Here is a 22269-nt window from a genome sequence, read left to right on the forward strand (position 1 = left end):
CGGCCGATGAGTGCACGAACCGTGCTGCATGAAGCCGATATCTCGCGGGCGTTGACCCGCATCGCACATGAGATCCTCGAGTCCAATCGAGGGGCTGAGAACCTCGTCCTGCTGGGCATTCCGACCCGCGGAGTCACTCTCGCCCATCGCCTGTCGGCGGTGATCGGCGAGATCGCGCAGACCGCCGTTCCGGTCGGCGCACTCGACGTCACGCTGTTCCGCGACGACCTGGCGAAGCAGCCCACGAGGTCTCCTCGTCCGACAGACATCCCCGCCGGCGGCATCGACGGCAAGACCGTCGTCCTCGTCGACGACGTGCTCTTCTCGGGCCGCAGCATCCGCGCCGCGCTCGACGCGCTGCAGTCGATCGGTCGCCCCTCGATCGTCCGACTCGCGATCCTCGTCGATCGGGGCCACCGCGAACTGCCGATCCGACCCGACTTCGTCGGCAAGAACATCCCGTCGTCCCGTCAGGAGCGCGTCAACGTGCGGCTGGCCGAGCACGACGGCGCCGAGGAGGTGACGATCGAAGCATGAGGCATCTCCTCGATACCCGCACCCTCGATCGCGACACGGCTCTGCGCATCCTCGATGTCGCTGAGGACATGTCCGACACGCAGTCACGCGAGGTCAAGAAACTCCCCACTCTCCGGGGCAAGACCGTCGTCAACCTCTTCTTCGAGGACTCGACGCGTACCCGCATCTCCTTCGAGGCCGCAGCGAAACGTCTGTCGGCCGACGTGATCAACTTCGCGGCCAAGGGCTCGAGCGTCTCGAAGGGCGAGAGCCTGAAGGACACCGCGCAGACACTCCAGGCGATGGGCGCGGATGCGGTCGTCATCCGCCACCCCGCATCGGGTGCGCCGCAGACTCTCGCCACTAGCGGCTGGATCTCGGCCGGTGTGGTGAATGCCGGCGACGGCACGCACGAGCACCCGACGCAGGCGCTCCTCGACGCGTTCACGATCCGCAAGCGTCGTTTCGGCGTCGACAGTCGTGGTCGCGATCTCGCCGGCGTCCGGGTCGTGATCGTCGGCGACGTGCTGCACTCCCGGGTCGCGCGATCGAACGTCTGGCTGCTCGCCACGCTCGGCGCCGAGGTCACTCTGGTCGCTCCGCCCACCCTGGTGCCGCAGAACGTGTCGCTCTGGCCTGCGAAGGTCGTGTACGACCTCGACCAAGCCCTGGCCGACGGGCCGGATGCCGTCATGATGCTCCGCATCCAGCTCGAGCGCATGAACGCCGCGTATTTCCCCACTGAGCGGGAGTATTCCAGGCGCTGGGGTCTTGACGCACTGCGAGTCGCCGGTCTTCCGGACGGTAGCATTGTCATGCACCCCGGACCCATGAACCGCGGGTTGGAGATCTCCTCCGAAGCCGCCGATTCCCCGCGCTCGACCGTGCTGGAACAGGTGACGAACGGGGTGTCCATCCGCATGGCGGTGCTGTATCTGCTCCTTGCAGGAGAACGAGACGACGAACGAGGGGGAGACCAGTGAGCGAGACCCTCGTCATCACCGGCGCGCAGCTTCTCGGTGCCGAGCGCGCCGACATGATCGTGGAGAACGGTCTGATCACCGACATCGGCCGCGGGCTGAGCCGTGCGGGTGCTCGAGTCATCGACGCCGACGGTCTGGTGGCCCTTCCCGGGCTCGTCGATCTGCACACGCATCTGCGCGAACCCGGCTACGAAGCATCCGAGACGATCCTCACCGGAACCAGGGCAGCAGCAGCCGGCGGCTTCACTGCCGTCTTCGCGATGCCCAACACCTCGCCGGTGGCCGACACCGCCGGCGTCGTCGAGCAGGAGCTCGCGCTCGGTGACGCAGCCGGGTACGCGACCGTGCAGCCCATCGGTGCGGTGACCGTGGGGCAGAAGGGCGAGCGACTCGCCGAGCTCGGCGCGATGGCGACGTCGCGCGCGCAGGTGCGCGTCTTCAGCGACGACGGCTTCTGCGTCTTCGACCCGCTGATCATGCGTCGCGCGCTCGAGTACGTGAAGTCCTTCGGCGGCGTCATCGCACAGCATGCGCAGGATCCCCGCCTCACCGAGGGCGCCCAGATGAATGAGGGCACGGTCTCGGCCGAGCTCGGACTCGCCGGATGGCCCGCCGTCGCCGAGGAGTCGATCATCGCCCGCGATGTGCTCCTGGCCGAGCACGTGGGCTCGCGTCTGCACGTCTGCCACCTCTCGACAGCAGGCTCGGTGGACATCATCCGCTGGGCCAAGAAGCGGGGCATCGACGTCACCGCCGAAGTCACACCGCATCATCTGCTGCTCACCGATGAACTCGTGCGCGGGTACGACGCACGCTACAAGGTCAATCCGCCGCTGCGCCGCGAAGAAGACGTCATGGCTGTGCGTGAAGGCCTCGCAGACGGCACCATCGACATCGTCGCGACCGATCACGCGCCGCACCCGAGCGAGCACAAGTCGTGCGAGTGGCAGGCTGCCGCGAACGGCATGGTCGGGCTCGAGAGCGCGCTGCGCGTCGTGCACCAGTCGATGGTGCAGACCGGCCTGATCGGATGGGAGGACGTGGCTCGAGTGATGAGCGCCGCGCCCGCTCGGATCGGACGTCTCTCTGGCCACGGACTGCCTCTGGAAGCGGGCGCCCCCGCGCAGATCACCCTCTATGACCCGTCGGTCGTCGGTGTCTTCACTGAATCCGACCTGCACGGCCGCAGCGTGAACTCGCCGTACCTCGGCCGCGACCTTCCCGGCCGGGTCGAGTACACGATGCACCACGGTGTCCTGACGGTCGACGGCGCACACGTCGTCGAGGAGCTCGACGCATGAGTGCACGCGACATCGCGATCGCGATCACCATCGCCGCGGCGGCGCTCGTACTGGTCATCATGTTCACCGCGTGGCGACGACGTCTCCGACGCGACTCGGGTCTCGCAGCCCCCCTGGGCGTGCCCGAGCACGCCGAAGTGATCGACCGTCACGAGGTGCTCTACGTCTCGACGACCAAGCACGACCAGCCCCTGGAGCGGCTGACCCTGCACCCGCTCGCGTACCGGGCCAGGGGAGAGGTCGCCGTCACGGACCGGGGGCTCGCACTCTGCCTCGACGGAGCGCCGACCGTCTTCCTCGCGTCTGCCCGGCTCGCGAGCGTCGACCGTGCGACAGTGACCATCGACCGGGTCGTCGAACCCGGCGGACTCGTCCGCGTCGCCTGGAACGCAGACGACGACACGATCGTCGACTCGTACCTGCGTCTCACAGACGGCGACCCCCAGACCTTCATCTCAGAACTGCAGCGCCTCGTCCCCGCCACGGACGACACCGCCGCCCCCGACACAGGAGCAACGCCATGACAGCCCTCCCCGAACCCGCCGTCCTCGTCCTCGAAGACGGGACTCGCCACACGGGCCGTGCATACGGCGCTCGAGGCACCACCTTCGGCGAGGTCGTCTTCGCCACCGGCATGTCCGGCTACCAGGAGACGCTCACCGATCCCTCGTACGCAGGTCAGATCGTCCTGCAGACGGCACCGCACATCGGCAACACCGGGATGAATGACGAAGACCGCGAGTCTCGTCGCATCTGGGTGGCCGGCTACATCGTCCGCGATCCCTCACGCGTCGTCTCGAATTGGCGCGCCAACGCCTCGCTCGACGAGATCCTCGAGCGCGACGGAATCGTCGGCATCAGCGGGATCGACACGCGGTCGATCACCCGGCACATCCGCTCGGCCGGTTCGATGCGCGGCGGCGTGTTCTCGGGCGACGCCGCGACGATCGACGCAGACGAGCAGTTGCGCCTCGTGCGCCAGGCCCCCCAGATGGCCGGTCAGAACCTCTCGTCGCAGGTTTCGGTCGACGTCGCCACGGTGACGACGGCGATGGGGGAGCGCGTCGGCAATCTCGCCGTCCTCGACCTCGGCGTCAAGCAGGCCACGATCGACAACCTCGCGGCTCGCGGGTTCGAGGTGCACGTGCTGCCCCAGAACGTCACGATCGACGACATCCGCTCGATCGACCCCGTCGCCGTCTTCTACTCGAATGGCCCCGGCGACCCCGCTGCCTCGGGGGACCACGTCGAGCTGCTGCGCTCGGTGCTCGACGACGGCCTCCCGTTCTTCGGCATCTGCTTCGGGAACCAGCTGCTCGGCAGGGCGCTCGGGCTCGGCACCTACAAGCTGCCGTTCGGCCACCGCGGCATCAACCAGCCGGTGCTCGACAAGTCGACCGGGCGCGTCGAGATCACCGCTCACAACCACGGATTCGCCGTGGAGGCGCCGCTGGAGGGTTCGTTCGACAGCCCTCACGGCTACGGCAAGGTCGAGGTCAGCCACGTCGGTCTGAACGACAACGTCGTGGAGGGACTCCGCGCCCTCGACATCCCCGCGTTCTCGGTGCAGTACCACCCGGAGGCTGCCGCCGGCCCGCACGACGCCAACTATCTCTTCGACCGGTTCCGTGACATGGTCATCGTCAGCAAGAAGGACGCCAAGTAATGCCCAAGCGCGACGACATCAACTCCGTTCTCGTCATCGGCTCCGGCCCGATCGTCATCGGTCAGGCCTGCGAGTTCGACTATTCCGGCACCCAGGCATGCCGCGTCCTCCGCGAGGAGGGCGTCAGGGTCATCCTGGTCAACTCCAACCCGGCGACGATCATGACCGACCCCGACTTCGCCGACGCGACGTACATCGAGCCCATCACGTGGCAGGTCATCGAGACGATCATCGCGAAGGAACGTCCGGACGCCATCCTTCCGACCCTGGGCGGGCAGACCGCCCTGAACGCCGCGATCGAGCTGCACAACCACGGCATCCTCGAGAAGTACGACGTCGAGCTGATCGGCGCCAGCTTCGAGGCGATCAACAAGGGCGAGGATCGTCAGATCTTCAAGCAGCTCGTGCTCGACGCCGGAGCCGACGTCGCCCGCAGCATCATCGCGCACACGATGGACGACCTGCTCGAGGGGGCTGCCGAACTGGGCTACCCGCTCGTCGTGCGCCCCTCGTTCACGATGGGCGGTCTCGGCTCGGGCTTCGCCTACGACGAAGAGGACCTCCGCCGCATCGGCGGTGCAGGTCTGCGCGACTCTCCCACCACTGAGGTGCTGCTCGAGGAGTCGATCCTCGGCTGGAAGGAGTACGAGCTCGAGCTCATGCGCGACACGGCCGACAACACGGTCGTCGTCTGCTCGATCGAGAACGTCGACCCCGTCGGCGTGCACACGGGAGACTCGATCACCGTCGCCCCGGCACTGACGCTCACCGACCGCGAGTACCAGAAGCTCCGCGACATCGGCATCGACATCATCCGCGCCGTCGGCGTCGACACCGGTGGCTGCAACATCCAGTTCGCCGTGGACCCGAGCAACGGCCGCATCATCGTGATCGAGATGAACCCGCGCGTCTCGCGCTCGAGCGCCCTCGCCTCGAAGGCCACCGGGTTCCCGATCGCCAAGCTCGCGGCCAAGCTCGCACTCGGCTACCGCCTCGACGAGATCCCCAACGACATCACGGGTGTCACACCGGCGAGCTTCGAGCCCACGCTCGACTACGTCGTCGTCAAGGTGCCGCGATTCGCGTTCGAGAAGTTCCCGGCCGCCGATGCGACGCTGACGACCACCATGAAGTCGGTCGGTGAGGCGATGGCGATCGGCCGCAACTACGCGACCGCGTTGCAGAAGGCGCTGCGCTCGCTCGAGAAGCGAGGGTCGAGCTTCCACTGGGGTGAGGAGAGCCGCTCGGCAGCCGAGCTGCTCGAGATCTCGAAGATCCCGACCGACGGTCGCATCATCACCCTGCAGCAGGCGCTGCGCAAGGGCGCGACGGTCGAGCAGGCGTTCGAGGCGACCGCGATCGACCCGTGGTTCATCGACCAGATCGTGCTGATCAACGAGGTCGCCGAGACCGTGCGCACGGCGCCCGAGCTCGACGCGGCCACCCTCCGCTACGCCAAGGAACACGGCTTCTCCGACGCGCAGATCGCGCAGCTGCGTGGCGACGATGAGGCCGAGATCCGCGGCGTGCGCCACGGCTTCGGGATCCGCCCCGTGTACAAGACGGTCGACACCTGCGCCGGCGAGTTCCCGGCTCTCACGCCGTATCACTATTCGAGCTACGACTTCGAGACCGAGGTCGTCCCGTCCGATCGCACCAAGGTCGTGATCATCGGCTCCGGTCCCAACCGCATCGGTCAGGGCGTCGAGTTCGACTACTCGTGCGTGCACGCGTCGTTCGCACTCTCGGATGCCGGCTTCGAGACGATCATGGTCAACTGCAACCCCGAGACGGTGTCCACCGACTACGACACGTCGGATCGGCTGTACTTCGAGCCGCTGACGCTCGAAGACGTGCTCGAGGTGCTCGACGCCGAAGCCGCCAGCGGCACCATCCTCGGCGTCGTCTGCCAGCTCGGCGGTCAGACGCCGCTCGGTCTCGCCAAGGGCATCGAGGCCGCTGGCTACACCGTGCTCGGCACGAGCCCCGCGGCGATCGACATCGCCGAGGAGCGCGAGCTGTTCTCTCAGCTGCTCGACTCGGCCGGTCTCATCGCGCCCCGTCACGGCACCGCAGTGGACGCTGACGGCGCGGTGGCCGTGGCCGACGAGATCGGCTACCCCGTGCTCGTGCGCCCCAGCTTCGTGCTCGGAGGGCGGGGAATGGAGATCGTCTACAGCGCGGAGTCACTGCGCGAGTACTTCGTGCGCACCGCGGGTGAGGTCATCATCGAGGAGGGCAAGCCTCTGCTCGTCGACCGGTTCCTCGACGATGCGATCGAGCTCGACGTCGACGCGCTGTACGACGGCACCGACCTGTACATCGGCGGCGTGATGGAGCACCTCGAGGAGGCCGGCATCCACTCGGGCGACTCCAGCTGCACTCTGCCGCCGGTCTCGCTCGGCCGCACCGACATCGACCGTGTGCGCGAGGCGACCCTGGCGATCGCCAAGGGTGTCGGCGTGCGCGGATTGCTGAACGTGCAGTTCGCGATCAGCGCGGGCGTGCTCTATGTCATCGAAGCCAACCCGCGCGCGAGCCGCACGGTGCCGTTCGTCTCGAAGGCGCTGGGCATCCCGATGGCGAAGGCCGCGAGCCGCATCATGGTCGGCTCGACGATCGCGGAGCTCCGCGCCGAAGGCATGCTCCCCGAGCAGGACGGCTCCCGTGTGCCTCTCGACGCTCCTGTCTCGGTGAAGGAGGCCGTGCTTCCCTTCAAGCGGTTCCGGACGGCAGACGGCAAGACCGTCGACTCGATCCTCGGCCCGGAGATGCGCTCGACGGGCGAGGTCATGGGTATCGACCGCGACTTCCCGACCGCGTTCGCCAAGAGCCAGGCGGCCGCATACGGGGGGATGCCGACCTCGGGCACCGTGTTCATCTCGGTGGCCGACTCCGACAAGCGCGCGGTGATCCTGCCGGCGCACCGCCTGCAGCAGCTCGGGTTCACGATCGTTGCGACCGAGGGCACGGCCGAGATCCTCTCGCGCAACGGCATCGCGGTGACCGTCGTCGAGAAGTACAGCGAGACCCAGGAGTCGGGCGCGACCAACATCGTCGACCTCATCAACGACGGGTCGATCGACATCGTCGTCAACACGCCTTCGGGTGGGGCGGCGCGCGCTGACGGCTACGAGATCCGCGCGGCGGCAGTCGCGGCCGACAAGGCGCTGTTCACCACGATGGCGGTGCTCGGCGCCGCCGTGAGCGGCATGGACGCAGCCCACGAGGGCTTCCAGGTGAAGAGCCTCCAGGAGTACGCACTCGACCGGAAGGCCGCTTTGTGAGCGCACGCTTCGGCGAACGGGTCCGTGCCGCCCTCGCGGCGCACGGCCCGCTATGCGTGGGAATAGACCCCCATGCGGCGCTGCTCGCGGCCTGGGGCCTCGGTGACGATGCCTCCGGCGTCCGCGAGTTCGGGCTGCGCACGGTCGAGGCCGCCGCCGGCCGCGCCGCGATCGTGAAACCGCAGGTGTCGTTCTTCGAGCGCTTCGGCTCCGCGGGAATCGCGGCTCTCGAGGAGGTGCTCGCGGCTGCGCGTGCGGCCGGACTCGTCGTCATCGCTGATGCGAAGCGCGGCGACATCGGCTCGACCATGGATGCGTATGCTGCGGCGTGGCTCACGCCGGGGGCTCCGCTCGAGGCCGACGCGCTGACCGTGAACCCGTTCCTCGGGGTGGGTGCGCTCGACGGCGCCTTCGCCCTCGCCGACGAGCACCACAAGGGTCTCTTCGTGCTCGCCGCCACGAGCAATCCGGAGGCGCAGACACTGCAGCGCTCGGTTTCCGAGACCGGCCGGGCCGTGTCAGCGGACATCATCTCGGTCGTCTCGGCACGCAATGCGGAGCACACCGAGACAGGCGAGTGGGGGAGCTTCGGCTTCGTCGTCGGAGCGACCGTGGATTGGACTGATGCCGGCATCGCCGCGTTCGCGCCGATGGCCCCCATCCTCGCTCCGGGGTTCGGCACACAGGGCGCGACTCCGGCAGACCTCCGCCGTCGGTTCGGCTCGATGAGCCCCGCGGTCATCGCGAGCGAGAGTCGCAGCATCCTCTCGGCCGGACCCGCGGGTCTCGCCGCCGCCATCGACGCACGCGTCGCAGAGTACAGGGAGGCCGGCCGTGGCTGAGCCCCGTCCCGTCCCCGAGGTCGACCGTGCCGCCGCCGCCCGCAAAGCGGTCGAGCGGCGCCGTGCCCGTGCGTCTCTCAAGCGCGATCTGACGACGCGTGTAGTGACTCCCCAGTCCGTGCTCGAACGGGCCACCGCCGACCCCGACTCGGTCGAGGGCTCGATGCGCATCACGGACTTCCTGCTCGCCCTGCCCGCCATCGGGGCGGGAAAGCGTGACCGGATCCTGGCAGACCTGCACATCTCGCCGGTCAAGCGGCTGGGCGGTCTCGGCGTCAGGCAGCGGGTGGCGCTCTCGCAGTGGCTCGATTCTCGCTTCCCACTCCTGCAGCCGCGGGGTGAGCGAAGCCGCCTCCTGGTGCTCGCCGGTCCGACCGCTGTGGGCAAGGGCACCGTTGCAGCCCACATCCGTGAGAACAACCCCGAGATCCATCTGTCTGTCTCGGCGACGACCCGTGCGCCGCGCCCGGGCGAGATCGACGGCGTGCACTACTACTTCGTCGACGACGCGGAGTTCGATCGGCTGATCGCCGAAGACGAGCTTCTCGAGTACGCGGTCGTGCACAACAGGTCGCGATACGGAACGCCCCGCGCCCCGATCGATGCCGCACTGGCAGCAGGCAAGACGGTGCTGCTCGAGATCGACTTGCAGGGTGCCCGCCAGGTGCGCAAGGCGGAGCCTGCCGCGACGCTCATCTTCCTGCTGCCGCCGACCTGGGACGAGCTGGTTCAGAGACTGGTCGGTCGAGGCACCGAGGGGGCCGAGGAACGTGCTCGCCGACTGCGCACCGCGAAGGTGGAACTCGCCGCGCAGAACGAGTTCGATCACCTCATCGTGAACGAGGACGTCGCCGCTGCGGCCGCAGAGGTCGTAGAATTGTCTTCAAGCTCTGCGCGCTGAGCGTTTTCGCGCGCCGTTGCACAGTCTTCGCGACGACCCCGTCGCCTGATCAGGAGGTCCCACCATGGCCGGACACCACACCAACGGAATCATCGATCCCCCCATCGACAACCTGCTCGACCGCGTCGACTCGAAGTACGAGCTCGTCATCTACGCCGCCAAGCGCGCGCGTCAGATCAACGACTACTACTCCGATCTGCACGAGGGCAACCTGTTCGACAACGTCGGTCCGCTCGTCGACTCCTCCGTCGAGGACAAGCCGCTGACCATCGCTCTGCACGAGATCAACGAGGACAAGCTCCGCCTCCGTCACGCCGAGTGACGTCCGATGACCGCGCCGCCGACTGATGTCGGCGGTGCGGTCCATCATGGGAGCCACCCCCTTCCTGCTGTCCGATTCCGTTCTGGAGCCCTGATGAGCGCGCTGCGTCTGTTCACGTCCGAGTCCGTCACCGAGGGGCACCCGGACAAGATCTGCGACCAGATCTCGGACAGCATCCTCGACGGACTCATCGCGAAAGACCCCGGCTCACGCGTCGCGGTCGAGACGCTGGTGACCACCGGTCTCGTGCACGTCGCCGGCGAGATCCGCACCGACGCGTACGTCGACATCCCGACCATCGTCCGACAGGTCGTCAACCGCATCGGCTACACGTCGAGCGACACCGGCTTCGACGGGGACTCCTGCGGCGTGAGCATCTCGGTGGGCGAGCAGTCGACCGACATCGCCCACGGCGTCGACAGCGCCCAGGAGCACCGCGACGGCTCATCCGTCGATCCGCTCGACGGACTCGGTGCGGGCGACCAGGGCATCATGTTCGGCTTCGCCACGAACGAGACGCCCCAGCTGATGCCGATGGCCGCATGGACCGCGCACCGCATCGCCGAGCGTCTCGCCGAGGTTCGCCGCTCCGGCGCGCTGCCGTTCCTCCGTCCTGACGGCAAGACGCAGGTCACGCTCGGATACGATGGTTTCACGCCCAAGACGGTCGACGCCGTCGTGCTGTCGACCCAGCATCACCCCGACATCTCACAGGACGAGCTCAAGTCGCAGGTGCGCGAACACGTCATCGACCCGATCCTCGAGACCACGGGTCTCGACCTCGACGACATCACCTACTACATCAACCCGGCCGGCCCGTTCGTGACCGGCGGCCCCAAGGGCGACGCCGGCCTCACCGGCCGCAAGATCATCATCGACACGTACGGCGGCGCAGCCAGACACGGTGGCGGCGCGTTCAGCGGCAAGGATCCGTCGAAGGTCGACCGTTCAGGCGCGTACGCGACTCGCTGGGTGGCGAAGAACGCCGTCGCGGCAGGACTCGCCGACCGGCTCGAGGTCCAGGTCGCGTACGCGATCGGTGTCGCACGCCCCGTGGGTCTCTACGTCGAGACCTTCGGCACCGGCAAGGTCTCGGATGAGGTGATCACCCGTGCGATCACCGACGTCTTCGATCTCCGTCCGCAGGCGATCATCGAGCACCTCGATCTGCTGCGCCCGATCTACGCGCAGACGGCCGCCTACGGACATTTCGGCCGCGAGCTGCCGGAGTTCACCTGGGAGCGCACCGACCGCGCCGAGGAGCTGCGGCGCGCTGCAGGCCTCTGACGGAGCGCGGGCCTGATGGCGATCCGCTCATGACGGCCGAGAGTCGTCGTATCGCGCGCGTGCTGCTGGACTCTCCGCTTCCGCAACTCGACCGCCTCTTCGACTACGCCCTGCCGCCGGAGCTCGGAGACGTGCCGATCGGGGTGCGCGTGCGCGTTCCGCTTCGTACAGCCGGTCGGGTGATCGACGGGTACGTGGTCGAGATCGACACCGAGGACGACGCCGACAGGCCTCTCTCCGAGGTCGAGAGCATCGTGTCGGCGGTGCCCGTGCTTCCGGAGCGCACCTACCGTCTGGCTCGTCGCGCAGCCGACCGCGCGGCGGGGTCGGCATCCGACGTGCTGCGTCTCGTCATCCCCAAGCGCCAGGTGCGGGTCGAGAAGGCCTGGACCGCGGACGCACCGGCGCCCGTGCCGACCGATGACGCCGTCGCCCACGCCGCCTCGCTCCTCGCCACGTACGACCACCTCGAAGAGGTCCTCGACGACGACGGCCGGGCCGCGGTCGAGGCGATCCCGGTTCAGCACCGGGGCGAGCCGGGCTGGACGGCTCTGCTGGCCGCGACGGCGACGCGGATGCTCGCAGCCGGACGCTCCAGCATCCTGATCGTCCCGGATCATCGAGACCTCGATCTTCTGCTCGCCGCGCTCGGGTCGCTCGTTCCGCCCGAGGCTGTCGTGCGATACGACTCACGGCAGACGAACCCCGATCGATACCGCTCGTTCCTCAGATCGCTCGAGGATGCTCCGTGCATCGTGGTCGGCAACCGCTCGGCCGTGTACGCGCCGGTGCGCGCCGGGCTCGTCGCGGTGTGGGACGACGGCGATCCACTGCTCGGCGAACCGCTCGCGCCCTACATCAACGCCCGAGATGCCGCGCTGCTCCGTCAGGAGCAGGAGGACTCCGCTCTGCTGTTCGTCGGCCACACCCGCACGACAGACGTCGAACGCCTCGTCGCGCACGGCTACCTGCAGGACGTGCGAGCCGCACGGCGGGTGATGCCGAGGGTGATCCTGAGCACGCCGCAGGAGATGGACGCGCCGACAGCGCAGCGGATGCCGTCGTCGGCGTTCCTCTCAGCCCGCAACGCCGCAGCCGAGGGGCCGGTGCTCGTGCAGGTCTCGCGACCCGGTTTCGCGCCGTCTCTCGTGTGCGCGGAGTGCCGCGCTCCCGCCAGATGCGCTCACTGCGGCGGGCCGCTGGGCGCCACGCATCGTGGTGCCGTGCCCGTGTGCGCCTGGTGCGGCCGGGGCGCACGGGCCTGGGCCTGCCCGACGTGTTCGTCGACCAAGCTGCGTCTGGCGTCCTCGGGCAGCGAGCGCACCGCCGACGAGCTGGGCAAGGCGTTCCCCGGCGTCCGCGTGATCGTCGCCGACAGCGCGCACCCGGTCGAGCACGTGGCCGACAAGCCGGCGCTCGTGGTGGCCACGCGCGGCGCCGAACCACTCGCCGAGGGGGGTTATCGCGCTGTGGTGCTGCTCGACGGTCCACGGATGCTCCAGGCACCGGATCTCCGGATCGGTGAGGCATGTCTGCGGTGGTGGTCGAACGCGGCCGCACTCGCTGCGCCGGGGGCGCCGATCCACCTCGTCGGCGTAGACGGCACGATCGCACGCGCGCTGGCGACCTGGAACCAATCGGGCTACGCACGGGCCGAGCTCGCGGAGCGCGCGCCGCTCCACATGCCGCCGGCCGCGCGGGTCGCACTGGTCGAAGGGTCCGCAGCGGCCGTCGGCCGTGCACTGGCCGCACTGCAGGAACTCACCCTGCCGTCTGACGCGGTACTGGGCCCTGTGCCCATCGAGTCCGCCGACTATCCGCCGCGCGTGCGCGCGCTCGTCCGATTCGAGTACGGCACCGGAGCCAAGGTCGCGGCGACGCTGCGAGCGGCCGTCGTGGCCGAGGCCGTCAGCAATCGCCGAGGCAAGGGCAAGTCGACTCGGAGCACCCTCTCGGTTCGGCTCGATATCCTCGACCCAGAGCTCTGATCAGTCCGCACCGATCCGATCTCATCCGATCCACACACCGCATCCCTCCGGAGCACCTTCATGCGACTCGTCTTCGCCGGCACACCGTCGGCAGCCGTCCCCACACTCCTCCGCCTCGCGGCCGAGCACGACATCGCGGCTGTGATCACGCGACCCGATGCGCCCCTGGGGCGCAAGCGTGTGCTGACACCGTCGCCGGTCGCTCAGGCAGCAGCCGACCTCGATCTGCCCATCATCAAGGCTGCGCGGCTCGACGATGAGGCGACCGAGGCCATCGCCGCCCTGCATCCCGAGCTCGGTGTGATCGTCGCGTATGGCGGCCTCGTGCGAGAGCCGCTGCTCTCCGCTCCCGCGAAGGGGTGGATCAACCTGCACTTCTCGCTCCTGCCCCGGTGGCGCGGTGCCGCTCCCGTGCAGCGCGCGCTGATCGCCGGCGACGCTGAGCTCGGAGCGAGCGTCTTCCAGCTGGTACCCGCCCTCGACGCAGGCGACGTCTTCGCCACGCGCGTCGTCGACGTGGCGGCGGGGTCGACGGCCGACGCGGCCCTCGAGGCCCTTGCCATCGACGGGGCGCAGCTGACATCAGAAGTGGTGGAGGCCATCGCCGACGGCACTGCGCATGCGGTTCCGCAGCACGGAGAGCCGAGCCTGGCGCCGAAGCTCACGCTCGATGACGGTCTGCTCGACTGGAGCCAGCCCCTCGCACAGGTGTTCGCGCGCTTCCGCGGCGTCACTCCCGAGCCGGGAGCGCACACCACCGTCGACGGGCTCCGCGTGAAGATCCTCGAGGCCGCGCCGTCGAGCGACGACACCGCCCTCGAACCGGGAGAGATAGCCGCGACGAAGACGACACTCCTCATCGGCACCGCCTCGACGCCGCTCTCCGTCACGCGCGTGCAGCCGGCGGGCAAGGGAGCCATGAACGCGGTCGACTGGTGGCGTGGCCAGCGCGACACCGACAGTCTGCGAGCCGGCGCATGAGCGAGCAGGGAGACGCGAAGCGTCGCGACGGTCGTCCGGGCGGGTCGCAGGGCCGAGCGCGCGGGCAGCGCGGCGGTCAGGCCCGGGGTGGTCAGCCTCAGGCCCAGCGCAGCGACCAGCCTCGCGGGCCGCAGCGCACGGTGCAGCCCGCTCGTCGGGTCGCGTACGACGTGCTGCGAGCGGTCTCCGAGTCGGACGCCTACGCCAACCTGATCCTGCCTCCGGCCATCGCCGAGGCTCGCCTCGACCCGCAGGACGCCGCGCTCGCGACGGAGCTCGCATACGGAACCCTCCGTCGTCGTGGCACCTATGACGCGATCATCTCCGCCGCCGCCGATCGCCCGACGGAGGAGATCGACCCCGCCGTGCTCGACGCGCTGCGGCTGGCCACCCATCAGCTGCTCGCCACACGGGTCGCCTCCCACGCAGCCGTGAACGAGTCCGTGAACCTGGTCGCCGCGGCTCAGGGGCGAGGCGCATCGAGCTTCGCGAACGCCGTGCTGCGCCGGATCTCTCGAGAGACACCGGGGGAGTGGGAGGAGCGCATCGAGAGTTCGGCGCGGTCCGACGATGAGCGTCTCGCACTGCGCTCTGCCCACCCCGTCTGGGTCATCAGAGCGCTGCGACGCGCTCTGGCGGCCGAGGGGCGCGCCGACGAACTCGACGAGCTCCTCGACGCCGACAACGCCTCACCGGAGGTGACGCTGGTGGCGCTCCCCGGACTCGCGGAGCCGGGCGAGCCGCGGCGCCCGTACGCTCCGACGGCATACGGATCACCCGGTGGCGATCCGCATCGTGTGATCGCCTCGACCGGCGGCACGGTTCGGGTCCAGGACGAGGGCTCGCAACTGGTGGCACTCGCACTGACGGCGGCCGCGCCGATCACCTCGGGCGAGCGCTGGCTCGATCTGTGCGCCGGCCCCGGAGGCAAGACCGCGCTGCTCGCGGCGATCGCCCTCGAGCATGACGTCACGCTCGAGGCCAACGAGGTCATCCCGACACGAGCACGTCTCGTGCGCAACGCCCTGCGTGCCGTACCGGGTGAGGTCGTCGTGCGCGAGGAGGACGGGCGCTCATTCGGCACCACCCATCCCGGCGCGTTCGATCGCATCCTCGTCGATGCGCCGTGCACCGGCCTCGGCGCCCTCCGGCGGCGGCCCGAGGCGCGCTGGCGCAAGACCCCTGCCGATGTCGCCGAGCTCGTGCCGCTGCAGGTCGAACTCCTGCGCTCTGCGCTCGACGCACTCGCTCCGGGCGGCATCGTCGCGTATGTGACCTGCTCGCCGCATCTCGCCGAGACCACGGGCGTCGTCCAGGAGGCGCTTCGCGGCCGCACCGACGTCGGCGAGATCGATGCGCGTGCCGTGCTCGAGGGTGTGTCCGAGTCACCGATCGACCTCGCCGATGACGGTTCGGGCCGGGTGCAGCTGTGGCCGCATCGCCACGGCACGGATGCCATGTTCCTCGCGCTCCTCCAGCGCGACTCCACCGCGCAGAACGACACGAACTCCGAAGAGAGAGACTAGAGACGTGGACCTCCCCAGCGCACCGCGCATCAACCCCAGCATCCTCGCTGCCGATTTCGTCAACATGCAGCGCGATCTCGCCAAGATCGCGACCGCCGACTTCGCGCACGTCGACGTGATGGACAACCACTTCGTACCGAACCTCACGTTCGGTCCGCAGATGGTCGAGCGAATCCAGGCGACCAGTCCCATCCCGCTCGACGTGCACCTGATGATCACCGAGCCCGAGCGCTGGGCCCCCGCCTACGCCGAGCTGGGGGCCGCCAGCGTCACCTTCCACCTCGAGGCGGCCGCAGATCCGATCTCACTCGCCCGCACTCTGCGCAGCATCGGGGCCAGGGCGGGCGTCGCGATCAAACCCGACACGCCGGCCGAGGGTCTCTACAGCGTTCTCGAGGAGTTCGACCAGATCCTCGTGATGACCGTCGAACCCGGGTTCGGCGGGCAGGGATTCATGCCCGAGACCATGCCGAAGCTGCGTGCTCTCGCCGATGAGGCCAGGCGCCGCGGATCGAACGTCTGGCTCCAGGTCGACGGCGGGATCTCGGATGCGACCATCGAGGCCGCGGCCGCCGCGGGCGCCGACACGTTCGTGGCAGGATCCGCGGTCTACGGCTCCGACGACGTCGAGGCCGCCGTCACCCGGCTCAGAGACCGCGCCAGAGCCGCTAGCCTGGAATCGTGAAGACTTTCGACGAGCTGTTCGCCGAGCTCAGCGTCAAGGCCGAGACCCGCCCAGAGGGGTCGGGTACGGTCGCGGAGCTCGACGGCGGCGTGCACACGATCGGCAAGAAGATCGTCGAGGAGGCCGCCGAAGTCTGGATGGCATCCGAGTACGAATCCGACGAGGCCGCTGCGGAGGAGATCTCGCAGCTGCTATACCACGTCCAGGTGATGATGATCGCGAAAGGCCTGAGCCTGCAGGACGTCTACCGACATCTGTGAAGCGCTCCGCCCCACTCGCTTCGATCTGAAGGCTTCCCATGCTGCGCATTGCTGTTCCCAACAAGGGCTCTCTCTCCGAGACGGCCGCCGACATGCTCGCGGAGGCCGGCTACGCCGGTCGTCGTGATCCCAAGACACTCCACGTCGTCGATGCCGACAACGACGTCGAGTTCTTCTACCTCCGCCCCAAGGACATCGCGACCTACGTCGGCTCCGGCGCCATCGACGTCGGCATCACGGGCCGCGATCTGCTCCTCGACGCCCGTATGCCCGGGGCTCGCGAGATCGAGGCGCTCGGCTTCGCCGGGTCGACCTTCCGCTTCGCCGCGCCTTCGGGGCGTTACACGGAGGTGTCCGAGCTCGACGGGCTGCGCATCGCGACGTCGTACCCCGGCCTCGTCGACGCGTTCCTCGACGAACGCGGCATCGCGGTCGATCTCGTGCCGCTCGACGGCGCCGTGGAGTCGGCCGTGCGCCTCGGCGTCGCAGACGCGGTCGCCGATGTCGTCGAGACGGGCACGACGCTGCGTCAGGCGGGACTCGACGTCTTCGGCCCTGTGATCCTGCAGTCCGAGGCCGTGCTGATCGCCGGCCCGCATGATGCGGAGGGCTCTGACACCCTTCTGCGTCGCCTGCGCGGCGTGATGGTCGCTCGCCGGTTCGTGATGATCGACTACGACCTGCCGCTGGCTCTCCTCGATGACGCCGTCAAGATCGCGGGCGGCATCGAGTCGCCCACGGTCTCGCCCCTGCGCGACCCGGAGTGGGTCGCCGTCCGAGTCATGGTCGCACGCGCCCGAGTCAACCCCGTGATGGACGCTCTGTACGCGCTCGGCGCTCGCGCGATCCTGGTCACGGCGATCCACAACGCGAGGCTCTGATGACGCTCGCGAGTCGCGTCATCCCGTGCCTCGATGTCGCAGACGGCCGTGTCGTCAAGGGCGTCAACTTCGAGAACCTCCGCGACATGGGCGACCCCGTCGAGCTCGCACGCCACTACGCGGCGCAGGGCGCAGACGAGATCACATTCCTCGACGTCACCGCGACCGTCGATGCCCGTGCCACGACCTACGACGTCGTGCAGCGCACGGCTGAGCAGGTGTTCGTTCCTCTGACGGTCGGCGGGGGAGTGCGCAGCGTCGACGACGTGGCGCGGCTGCTCTCGGTCGGCGCCGACAAGGTCGGGGTCAACTCCGCCGCGATCGCCCGCCCTGAACTGATCGGCGAGATCGCCGACCGCTTCGGCGCTCAGGTGCTGGTGCTGTCGCTCGACGTCAAGCGGGCGGCCGGCACGGCCTCCGGTTTCGTGGTCACGACTCACGGCGGGCGCACGCAGACGACCCTCGATGCGCTCGACTGGGCGCGTGAGGCGGCAGAGCGCGGGGCAGGAGAGCTGCTGGTCAACTCGATCGATGCCGACGGCACGCGAGACGGCTTCGACCTCGAACTGGTGAAGCTGATGCGCGAGGCCGCGTCTGTGCCGGTGATCGCGTCGGGCGGCGCCGGCAAGGTCTCCGACTTCGCTCCGGCCATCAAGGCAGGAGCGGATGCGGTACTGGCGGCCAGCGTGTTCCACACCGGTGCGCTCACGGTCGGCGACGTCAAGGACGCGCTGCGCGCAGAAGGAGTGATCGTCCGATGAGCGATGTCGAGGCGCGTATCGCCCAGGTCGCCTTCAACGACGACGGCCTCGCACCGGTGATCGTGCAGCAGTGGGACTCGGCTGAGGTCCTCATGCTGGCGTGGGTCGATGCCGAAGCGCTGCGCCGAACCCTCACGACGGGCCGCGCGGTGTACTGGTCGCGCTCCCGTCAGGAGTACTGGCGCAAGGGAGACACCTCCGGGCACGTCCAGGTGGTGCACGAGGCGAGACTCGACTGCGACGGTGACGCGATCCTGCTGCGAGTCGACCAGACCGGCCCCGCCTGCCACACCGGCACCCGGACCTGCTTCGACACGACGGACCTGCATGCCGTCGAGGGGAGCTCGGCCGAGTGAGTTTCGTGCAGAGAGGTCGGTCGATCGCCGTCTCCGGCTTCCTCCTCTCCGGTGCGATCGGGATCATCTCGTCGACCCAGACGTGGCTCACGGTCGCACGCGCCGATGCCGGGGAGGCGATCCTCGTGCCCGGCGCGTCGGCCCTGCCGCTGCTCGCTCCGCTGAGCCTCGCGGTCCTGGCGCTCGGCATCGCGCTCTCGATCGTCGGCCCTGTGATGCGACTCGTGTTCGGCGTGCTCGCCACCGCAGCCTCGCTCTTCCTCGGCTGGACGACTCTGCAGCTGCTCCTGACCGCGCCGCTGAGCGCTGTCGGCCCCACCGTCACGGAGACCACGGGGCTCGCAGGCAGCGCGGCGATCGCCGATGTCGTCGCCGGAATCGAGCTCTCGGCCTGGCCCGTGATGACGCTCGTCGGCTGGGTCATCCTGCTGGCGGCGTCTCTCGTCGTGCTCCTCACCTGGCGACGCTGGAAACGCGGAGGACGCCGTTACCGCACCGACGCCGCACATGTCGACTCGACCGCGGGGCCTGTCGACGCGATCGATTCGTGGGATGACCTGTCTCGCGGAACCGACCCGACACGATGACCCCGATAGACTTGACCCGAACCAGCACGTCGTCCCCCGGAGGAGACCATGACCAACCCGATCGCTGACCCCGGCCACGGACACTCGCCTGCCGCATGGACGGGCGTCATCATCATGCTCGCCGGCTTCACGATCGGCACGCTGGCATTCTGCCTCGCCGAGTTCAGCCCCGTGTGGGTCGCACTGATCTGGGTGGGTGCCGCGATCGTTCCGATCGGCGCGCTCGTGGGCTGGCTGCTCTCGCGCGCCGGCTACGGCGTGAAGGGCCCCAAGTACTCGCCGAAGGCGCACTAATGGTGCTCGCCGACCTCACGGCCGGCGCAGTCGCAGACGCTGAACGTCGCGCCCTGACCCGGCCGCTCGCCGACGTCGAGCGCGATGCTCTCGCGCGCCCCGCCGCAAAGGATGCGCTCGCGTTCCTCGCTCCCGCCGAGCGCGTGAAGATCATCGCCGAGGTGAAGCGCGCGAGCCCGTCGCGCGGCGCTCTTGCCGAGATCCCCGACCCGGCACTCCAGGCCTCGCTGTATGAGACGGGCGGCGCGTCGGCGATCAGCGTCCTCACCGAGGAGCGTCGCTTCGGCGGCAGCCTCGCCGATCTCGAGGCCGTCACGGCCCGCGTGTCGCTGCCTGTGCTGCGCAAGGACTTCATCGCGAACCGATACCAGGTGCTCGAAGCGCGAGCGGCCGGTGCCGACCTCGTGCTGCTGATCGTCGCCGGGCTCGAGCCGCACGTGCTCCGTGACCTGTTCGGCTTCATCACCGAGCTCGGCATGACTCCGCTCGTCGAGACGCACTCGGCCGACGAGCTCGAGGTCGCGATCGACCTCGGGGCACCGTTGATCGGCGTCAACGCCCGCGATCTGACGACACTCGAGCTCGACCGCGACCTGTTCGGCCGTCTCGTCGACCGCATCCCCGACTCCGCCGTCAAGATCGCCGAGTCCGCGGTCCTCACCCCTGCAGACGTCACGCACTACCGCTCCGCGGGTGCTGACGTCGTCCTGATCGGGGAGGCGCTCGTCACGGGCGACCCGGTCGCCACACTCAAGAGCTTCCTGGAGGCGTGATGAGCCTGCGAGATCAGCATGGTCCCCTGTTCGGCGAATACGGCGGGCGATACATGCCCGAGTCGCTTGTCGCCGCGATCGACGAGCTCTCCGCCGCCTACGCGGAAGCGATCGTCGACCCGGCGTTCCGCGACGAGCTGGCCTCCCTGCTCAGCTCGTACGCCGGGCGTCCGTCTCCGCTGACCGAGGTCGCCCGGTTCGCCGAGCACGCCGGCGGGGCGCGAGTCTTCCTCAAGCGGGAGGATCTCAACCACACCGGCTCGCACAAGATCAACAACGTGCTCGGCCAGGCGCTGCTGACCAAGCGCCTCGGCAAGAAGCGCGTGATCGCCGAGACGGGAGCGGGCCAGCACGGCGTCGCCACGGCGACGGCCGCGGCTCTGTTCGGCCTCGAGTGCACGATCTACATGGGTGAGGTCGACACCGAGCGCCAGGCGCTGAACGTCGCGCGAATGCGGCTGCTGGGCGCGGAGGTCGTCGCTGTGACCTCCGGCTCCCGCACCCTGAAGGATGCGATCAACGACGCCTACCGCGACTGGGTCGCCTCGGTCGAGACCACCAACTACATCTTCGGCACCGCCGCGGGCCCGCACCCGTTCCCCGCTATGGTCCGCGATTTCCAGAAGATCATCGGCGAAGAGGCTCGACAGCAGCTGCTCGACGAGGTCGGGCGTCTGCCCGACGCGGTCATCGCCTGTGTCGGAGGCGGCTCGAACGCGATCGGCATGTTCGATGCGTTCCTCGACGACGAGGGCGTGAAGCTCTACGGCGTCGAGGCTGCCGGAGATGGCGTCGACTCCCCGCGGCATGCCGCATCGATCGAACGTGGTCGCCCCGGCATCCTGCACGGCGCCAAGACCTACGTCCTCCAGGACGAGGACGGTCAGACCGTCGAGTCGCACTCGATCTCGGCCGGTCTCGACTACCCTGGCGTCGGCCCTGAGCACTCCTGGCTCGCCGACATCGGCCGTGCCGAGTACATTCCTGCGACCGACGACGAGGCCATGCAGGCCCTGCGTCTGCTGAGCCGCACCGAGGGCATCATCCCGGCCATCGAGTCCGCGCATGCCCTGGCCGGCGCACTCCGCCTCGGTCGCGACCTCGGACCGGATGCCGTTCTGGCGATCTGTCTCTCGGGGCGCGGCGACAAGGACATGGACACGGCTGCCCGGTACTTCGACCTCTACGACGCCGAGGCACTCGCTCACGATGTCGAAGAGGAGAGCGACGCCGAGGCAGCCGCGTCGAAGGGGGAGCCGGAACTGTGAGCCGCGTGGAACAGGCGATCGCCGCAGCCCACGAGGCCGGTCGCAGCGCCTTCGTCGGATACCTCCCGGTCGGGTTCCCCGATCTCGAGACCAGCATCCAGGCCGCGATCGCCCTCGCCGAGAACGGCGTCGACATCATCGAGCTCGGCCCGCCCTACAGCGACCCGGTCATGGACGGCGCGGTGATCCAGGAAGCCACCACCGCTGCGCTCGCGAACGGGTTCAAGATGAAGGACCTCTTCACCGCCGTGCGTGCGATCACCGCAGCGACCGATGTGCCCGTGCTGGTCATGACGTACTGGAACCCCGTGTTCCAGTACGGAGTCGATCGTTACGCCGATGATCTGCTCGCCGCCGGGGGCGCCGGGCTCATCACCCCCGACATCACCCCGGAGGTCGCAGGGGAGTGGATCGCCGCGAGTGAGCGCACCGGCCTCGACCGTGTCTTCCTCGCTGCCCCCACCTCGTCGGACGAACGCCTCGAGCTCGTCGTGAAATCCTCGACCGGCTTCGTCTACACCGTCTCCACGATGGGCATCACCGGTGAGCGCACCGAGCTCGACCGGGCTGCGCGCACCCTGGTCGGTCGCCTGCGCGAGCACGGCGATGTCCGTGCCTGCGTCGGCATCGGCATCTCGACCGCCGAGCAGATCGCCGGAGTCTCCGAATACGCGGACGGCGCGATCGTCGGCACCGCACTGGTCCGCGCCCTCCGGGACGGCGGCATCCCCGCCCTCGCAGAGGTCACCCGAAACCTGGCGGTCGGCACGTCGTCGGCACGCCCCGTACACGAGAACTAGAATC

23 protein-coding genes are annotated in these 22269 nt (G+C 69.0%); all 23 read left to right on the top strand.

All coding sequences use genetic code 11. The annotated features are described in order from the left end of the window. Nucleotides 1-6: 6 nt before the first annotated feature. The 23 genes from pyrR (at nucleotide 7) to trpA (ending at nucleotide 22265) form a co-directional block, all read left to right on the top strand. A complete protein-coding gene (pyrR, locus tag QMA07_RS06430) occupies nucleotides 7-537 on the top strand; it encodes a bifunctional pyr operon transcriptional regulator/uracil phosphoribosyltransferase PyrR (RefSeq protein WP_042536623.1) in 531 nt (176 codons plus the stop codon). Next, complete coding sequence (locus QMA07_RS06435) at nucleotides 534-1499, top strand: aspartate carbamoyltransferase catalytic subunit (RefSeq protein WP_290160684.1); 966 nt, start codon at nucleotides 534-536, stop codon at nucleotides 1497-1499. Before pyrR ends, QMA07_RS06435 begins: the two co-directional genes overlap by 4 nt. After that, nucleotides 1496-2800 (top strand): dihydroorotase, encoded by a 1305-nt coding sequence (locus QMA07_RS06440; RefSeq protein ID WP_290160686.1) that lies wholly within the window; start codon nucleotides 1496-1498, stop codon nucleotides 2798-2800. The genes QMA07_RS06435 and QMA07_RS06440 overlap by 4 nt, the downstream gene beginning before the upstream one ends. After that, complete coding sequence (locus tag QMA07_RS06445; RefSeq protein WP_290160687.1) at nucleotides 2797-3324, top strand: hypothetical protein; 528 nt, start codon at nucleotides 2797-2799, stop codon at nucleotides 3322-3324. The genes QMA07_RS06440 and QMA07_RS06445 overlap by 4 nt, the downstream gene beginning before the upstream one ends. Further along, on the top strand, nucleotides 3321-4466 hold the full coding sequence (gene carA, locus QMA07_RS06450; RefSeq protein ID WP_290160689.1) for a glutamine-hydrolyzing carbamoyl-phosphate synthase small subunit: 1146 nt from the start codon (nucleotides 3321-3323) through the stop codon (nucleotides 4464-4466). The genes QMA07_RS06445 and carA overlap by 4 nt, the downstream gene beginning before the upstream one ends. After that, nucleotides 4466-7753 carry a carbamoyl-phosphate synthase large subunit gene (carB, locus tag QMA07_RS06455; protein WP_290160691.1) on the top strand — a complete coding sequence of 1096 codons (3288 nt, stop codon included), beginning with the start codon at nucleotides 4466-4468 and terminating at the stop codon, nucleotides 7751-7753. Before carA ends, carB begins: the two co-directional genes overlap by 1 nt. Next, the gene (pyrF, locus tag QMA07_RS06460) at nucleotides 7750-8595 is read left to right on the top strand and encodes an orotidine-5'-phosphate decarboxylase (protein WP_290160693.1); all 846 of its coding nucleotides are present in this window, start codon (nucleotides 7750-7752) and stop codon (nucleotides 8593-8595) included. Before carB ends, pyrF begins: the two co-directional genes overlap by 4 nt. Beyond that, nucleotides 8588-9496, top strand: a complete 909-nt coding sequence (gmk, locus tag QMA07_RS06465) for a guanylate kinase (RefSeq protein ID WP_290160695.1) — start codon at nucleotides 8588-8590, stop codon at nucleotides 9494-9496. The genes pyrF and gmk overlap by 8 nt, the downstream gene beginning before the upstream one ends. A 64-nt stretch (nucleotides 9497-9560) precedes the next feature. Beyond that, nucleotides 9561-9818 (top strand): DNA-directed RNA polymerase subunit omega, encoded by a 258-nt coding sequence (gene rpoZ / locus QMA07_RS06470; RefSeq protein ID WP_042536631.1) that lies wholly within the window; start codon nucleotides 9561-9563, stop codon nucleotides 9816-9818. Between the two features lie 93 nt (nucleotides 9819-9911). Beyond that, nucleotides 9912-11105, top strand: coding sequence for a methionine adenosyltransferase (gene metK / locus QMA07_RS06475; RefSeq protein ID WP_290160702.1), 1194 nt, complete (start codon nucleotides 9912-9914; stop codon nucleotides 11103-11105). Nucleotides 11106-11134: 29 nt separating this feature from the next. Continuing rightward, nucleotides 11135-13093, top strand: coding sequence for a primosomal protein N' (locus QMA07_RS06480; RefSeq protein WP_290160704.1), 1959 nt, complete (start codon nucleotides 11135-11137; stop codon nucleotides 13091-13093). A gap of 60 nt (nucleotides 13094-13153) precedes the next feature. Continuing rightward, nucleotides 13154-14074, top strand: coding sequence for a methionyl-tRNA formyltransferase (gene fmt, locus QMA07_RS06485; protein WP_290160706.1), 921 nt, complete (start codon nucleotides 13154-13156; stop codon nucleotides 14072-14074). Continuing rightward, on the top strand, nucleotides 14071-15600 hold the full coding sequence (locus tag QMA07_RS06490) for a transcription antitermination factor NusB (protein ID WP_290160708.1): 1530 nt from the start codon (nucleotides 14071-14073) through the stop codon (nucleotides 15598-15600). Before fmt ends, QMA07_RS06490 begins: the two co-directional genes overlap by 4 nt. A 4-nt stretch (nucleotides 15601-15604) precedes the next feature. Continuing rightward, nucleotides 15605-16285 carry a ribulose-phosphate 3-epimerase gene (gene rpe / locus QMA07_RS06495; protein ID WP_290160710.1) on the top strand — a complete coding sequence of 227 codons (681 nt, stop codon included), beginning with the start codon at nucleotides 15605-15607 and terminating at the stop codon, nucleotides 16283-16285. Then, nucleotides 16282-16545 carry a phosphoribosyl-ATP diphosphatase gene (locus tag QMA07_RS06500; protein ID WP_042536637.1) on the top strand — a complete coding sequence of 88 codons (264 nt, stop codon included), beginning with the start codon at nucleotides 16282-16284 and terminating at the stop codon, nucleotides 16543-16545. Before rpe ends, QMA07_RS06500 begins: the two co-directional genes overlap by 4 nt. A 38-nt stretch (nucleotides 16546-16583) precedes the next feature. Next, complete coding sequence (hisG, locus tag QMA07_RS06505) at nucleotides 16584-17426, top strand: ATP phosphoribosyltransferase (RefSeq protein WP_290160713.1); 843 nt, start codon at nucleotides 16584-16586, stop codon at nucleotides 17424-17426. Then, nucleotides 17426-18187: an imidazole glycerol phosphate synthase subunit HisF gene (hisF, locus tag QMA07_RS06510; protein WP_290160715.1), complete on the top strand. Its 762-nt coding sequence runs from the start codon at nucleotides 17426-17428 to the stop codon at nucleotides 18185-18187. The genes hisG and hisF overlap by 1 nt, the downstream gene beginning before the upstream one ends. Then, nucleotides 18184-18543 carry a phosphoribosyl-AMP cyclohydrolase gene (gene hisI / locus QMA07_RS06515; RefSeq protein ID WP_290160717.1) on the top strand — a complete coding sequence of 120 codons (360 nt, stop codon included), beginning with the start codon at nucleotides 18184-18186 and terminating at the stop codon, nucleotides 18541-18543. The genes hisF and hisI overlap by 4 nt, the downstream gene beginning before the upstream one ends. Further along, nucleotides 18540-19130, top strand: a complete 591-nt coding sequence (locus QMA07_RS06520; protein WP_290160718.1) for a Trp biosynthesis-associated membrane protein — start codon at nucleotides 18540-18542, stop codon at nucleotides 19128-19130. The genes hisI and QMA07_RS06520 overlap by 4 nt, the downstream gene beginning before the upstream one ends. A gap of 48 nt (nucleotides 19131-19178) precedes the next feature. Next, nucleotides 19179-19424, top strand: a complete 246-nt coding sequence (locus tag QMA07_RS06525; protein ID WP_290160720.1) for an HGxxPAAW family protein — start codon at nucleotides 19179-19181, stop codon at nucleotides 19422-19424. A gap of 2 nt (nucleotides 19425-19426) precedes the next feature. After that, complete coding sequence (trpC, locus tag QMA07_RS06530; RefSeq protein WP_290160793.1) at nucleotides 19427-20197, top strand: indole-3-glycerol phosphate synthase TrpC; 771 nt, start codon at nucleotides 19427-19429, stop codon at nucleotides 20195-20197. Continuing rightward, nucleotides 20197-21465, top strand: coding sequence for a tryptophan synthase subunit beta (trpB, locus tag QMA07_RS06535; protein WP_290160721.1), 1269 nt, complete (start codon nucleotides 20197-20199; stop codon nucleotides 21463-21465). Before trpC ends, trpB begins: the two co-directional genes overlap by 1 nt. Beyond that, the gene (gene trpA / locus QMA07_RS06540) at nucleotides 21462-22265 is read left to right on the top strand and encodes a tryptophan synthase subunit alpha (RefSeq protein ID WP_290160723.1); all 804 of its coding nucleotides are present in this window, start codon (nucleotides 21462-21464) and stop codon (nucleotides 22263-22265) included. The genes trpB and trpA overlap by 4 nt, the downstream gene beginning before the upstream one ends. Nucleotides 22266-22269 lie beyond the last annotated feature (4 nt).

Origin of the sequence: Microbacterium sp. APC 3901 (assembly GCF_030407765.1) — a bacterium.
GTDB lineage: Bacteria > Actinomycetota > Actinomycetes > Actinomycetales > Microbacteriaceae > Microbacterium.

Coding starts and splice junctions, on each gene's coding strand:
- carB (WP_290160691.1), top strand. CDS start 4,466: ATGCCCAAGCGCGACGACATCAACTCCGTTCTCGTCATCGGCTCCGGC.
- hisF (WP_290160715.1), top strand. CDS start 17,426: ATGACGCTCGCGAGTCGCGTCATCCCGTGCCTCGATGTCGCAGACGGC.
- QMA07_RS06490 (WP_290160708.1), top strand. CDS start 14,071: ATGAGCGAGCAGGGAGACGCGAAGCGTCGCGACGGTCGTCCGGGCGGG.
- hisI (WP_290160717.1), top strand. CDS start 18,184: ATGAGCGATGTCGAGGCGCGTATCGCCCAGGTCGCCTTCAACGACGAC.
- pyrR (WP_042536623.1), top strand. CDS start 7: ATGAGTGCACGAACCGTGCTGCATGAAGCCGATATCTCGCGGGCGTTG.
- hisG (WP_290160713.1), top strand. CDS start 16,584: ATGCTGCGCATTGCTGTTCCCAACAAGGGCTCTCTCTCCGAGACGGCC.
- metK (WP_290160702.1), top strand. CDS start 9,912: ATGAGCGCGCTGCGTCTGTTCACGTCCGAGTCCGTCACCGAGGGGCAC.
- QMA07_RS06525 (WP_290160720.1), top strand. CDS start 19,179: ATGACCAACCCGATCGCTGACCCCGGCCACGGACACTCGCCTGCCGCA.
- QMA07_RS06480 (WP_290160704.1), top strand. CDS start 11,135: ATGACGGCCGAGAGTCGTCGTATCGCGCGCGTGCTGCTGGACTCTCCG.
- QMA07_RS06435 (WP_290160684.1), top strand. CDS start 534: ATGAGGCATCTCCTCGATACCCGCACCCTCGATCGCGACACGGCTCTG.
- rpoZ (WP_042536631.1), top strand. CDS start 9,561: ATGGCCGGACACCACACCAACGGAATCATCGATCCCCCCATCGACAAC.
- trpB (WP_290160721.1), top strand. CDS start 20,197: ATGAGCCTGCGAGATCAGCATGGTCCCCTGTTCGGCGAATACGGCGGG.
- QMA07_RS06445 (WP_290160687.1), top strand. CDS start 2,797: ATGAGTGCACGCGACATCGCGATCGCGATCACCATCGCCGCGGCGGCG.
- fmt (WP_290160706.1), top strand. CDS start 13,154: ATGCGACTCGTCTTCGCCGGCACACCGTCGGCAGCCGTCCCCACACTC.
- carA (WP_290160689.1), top strand. CDS start 3,321: ATGACAGCCCTCCCCGAACCCGCCGTCCTCGTCCTCGAAGACGGGACT.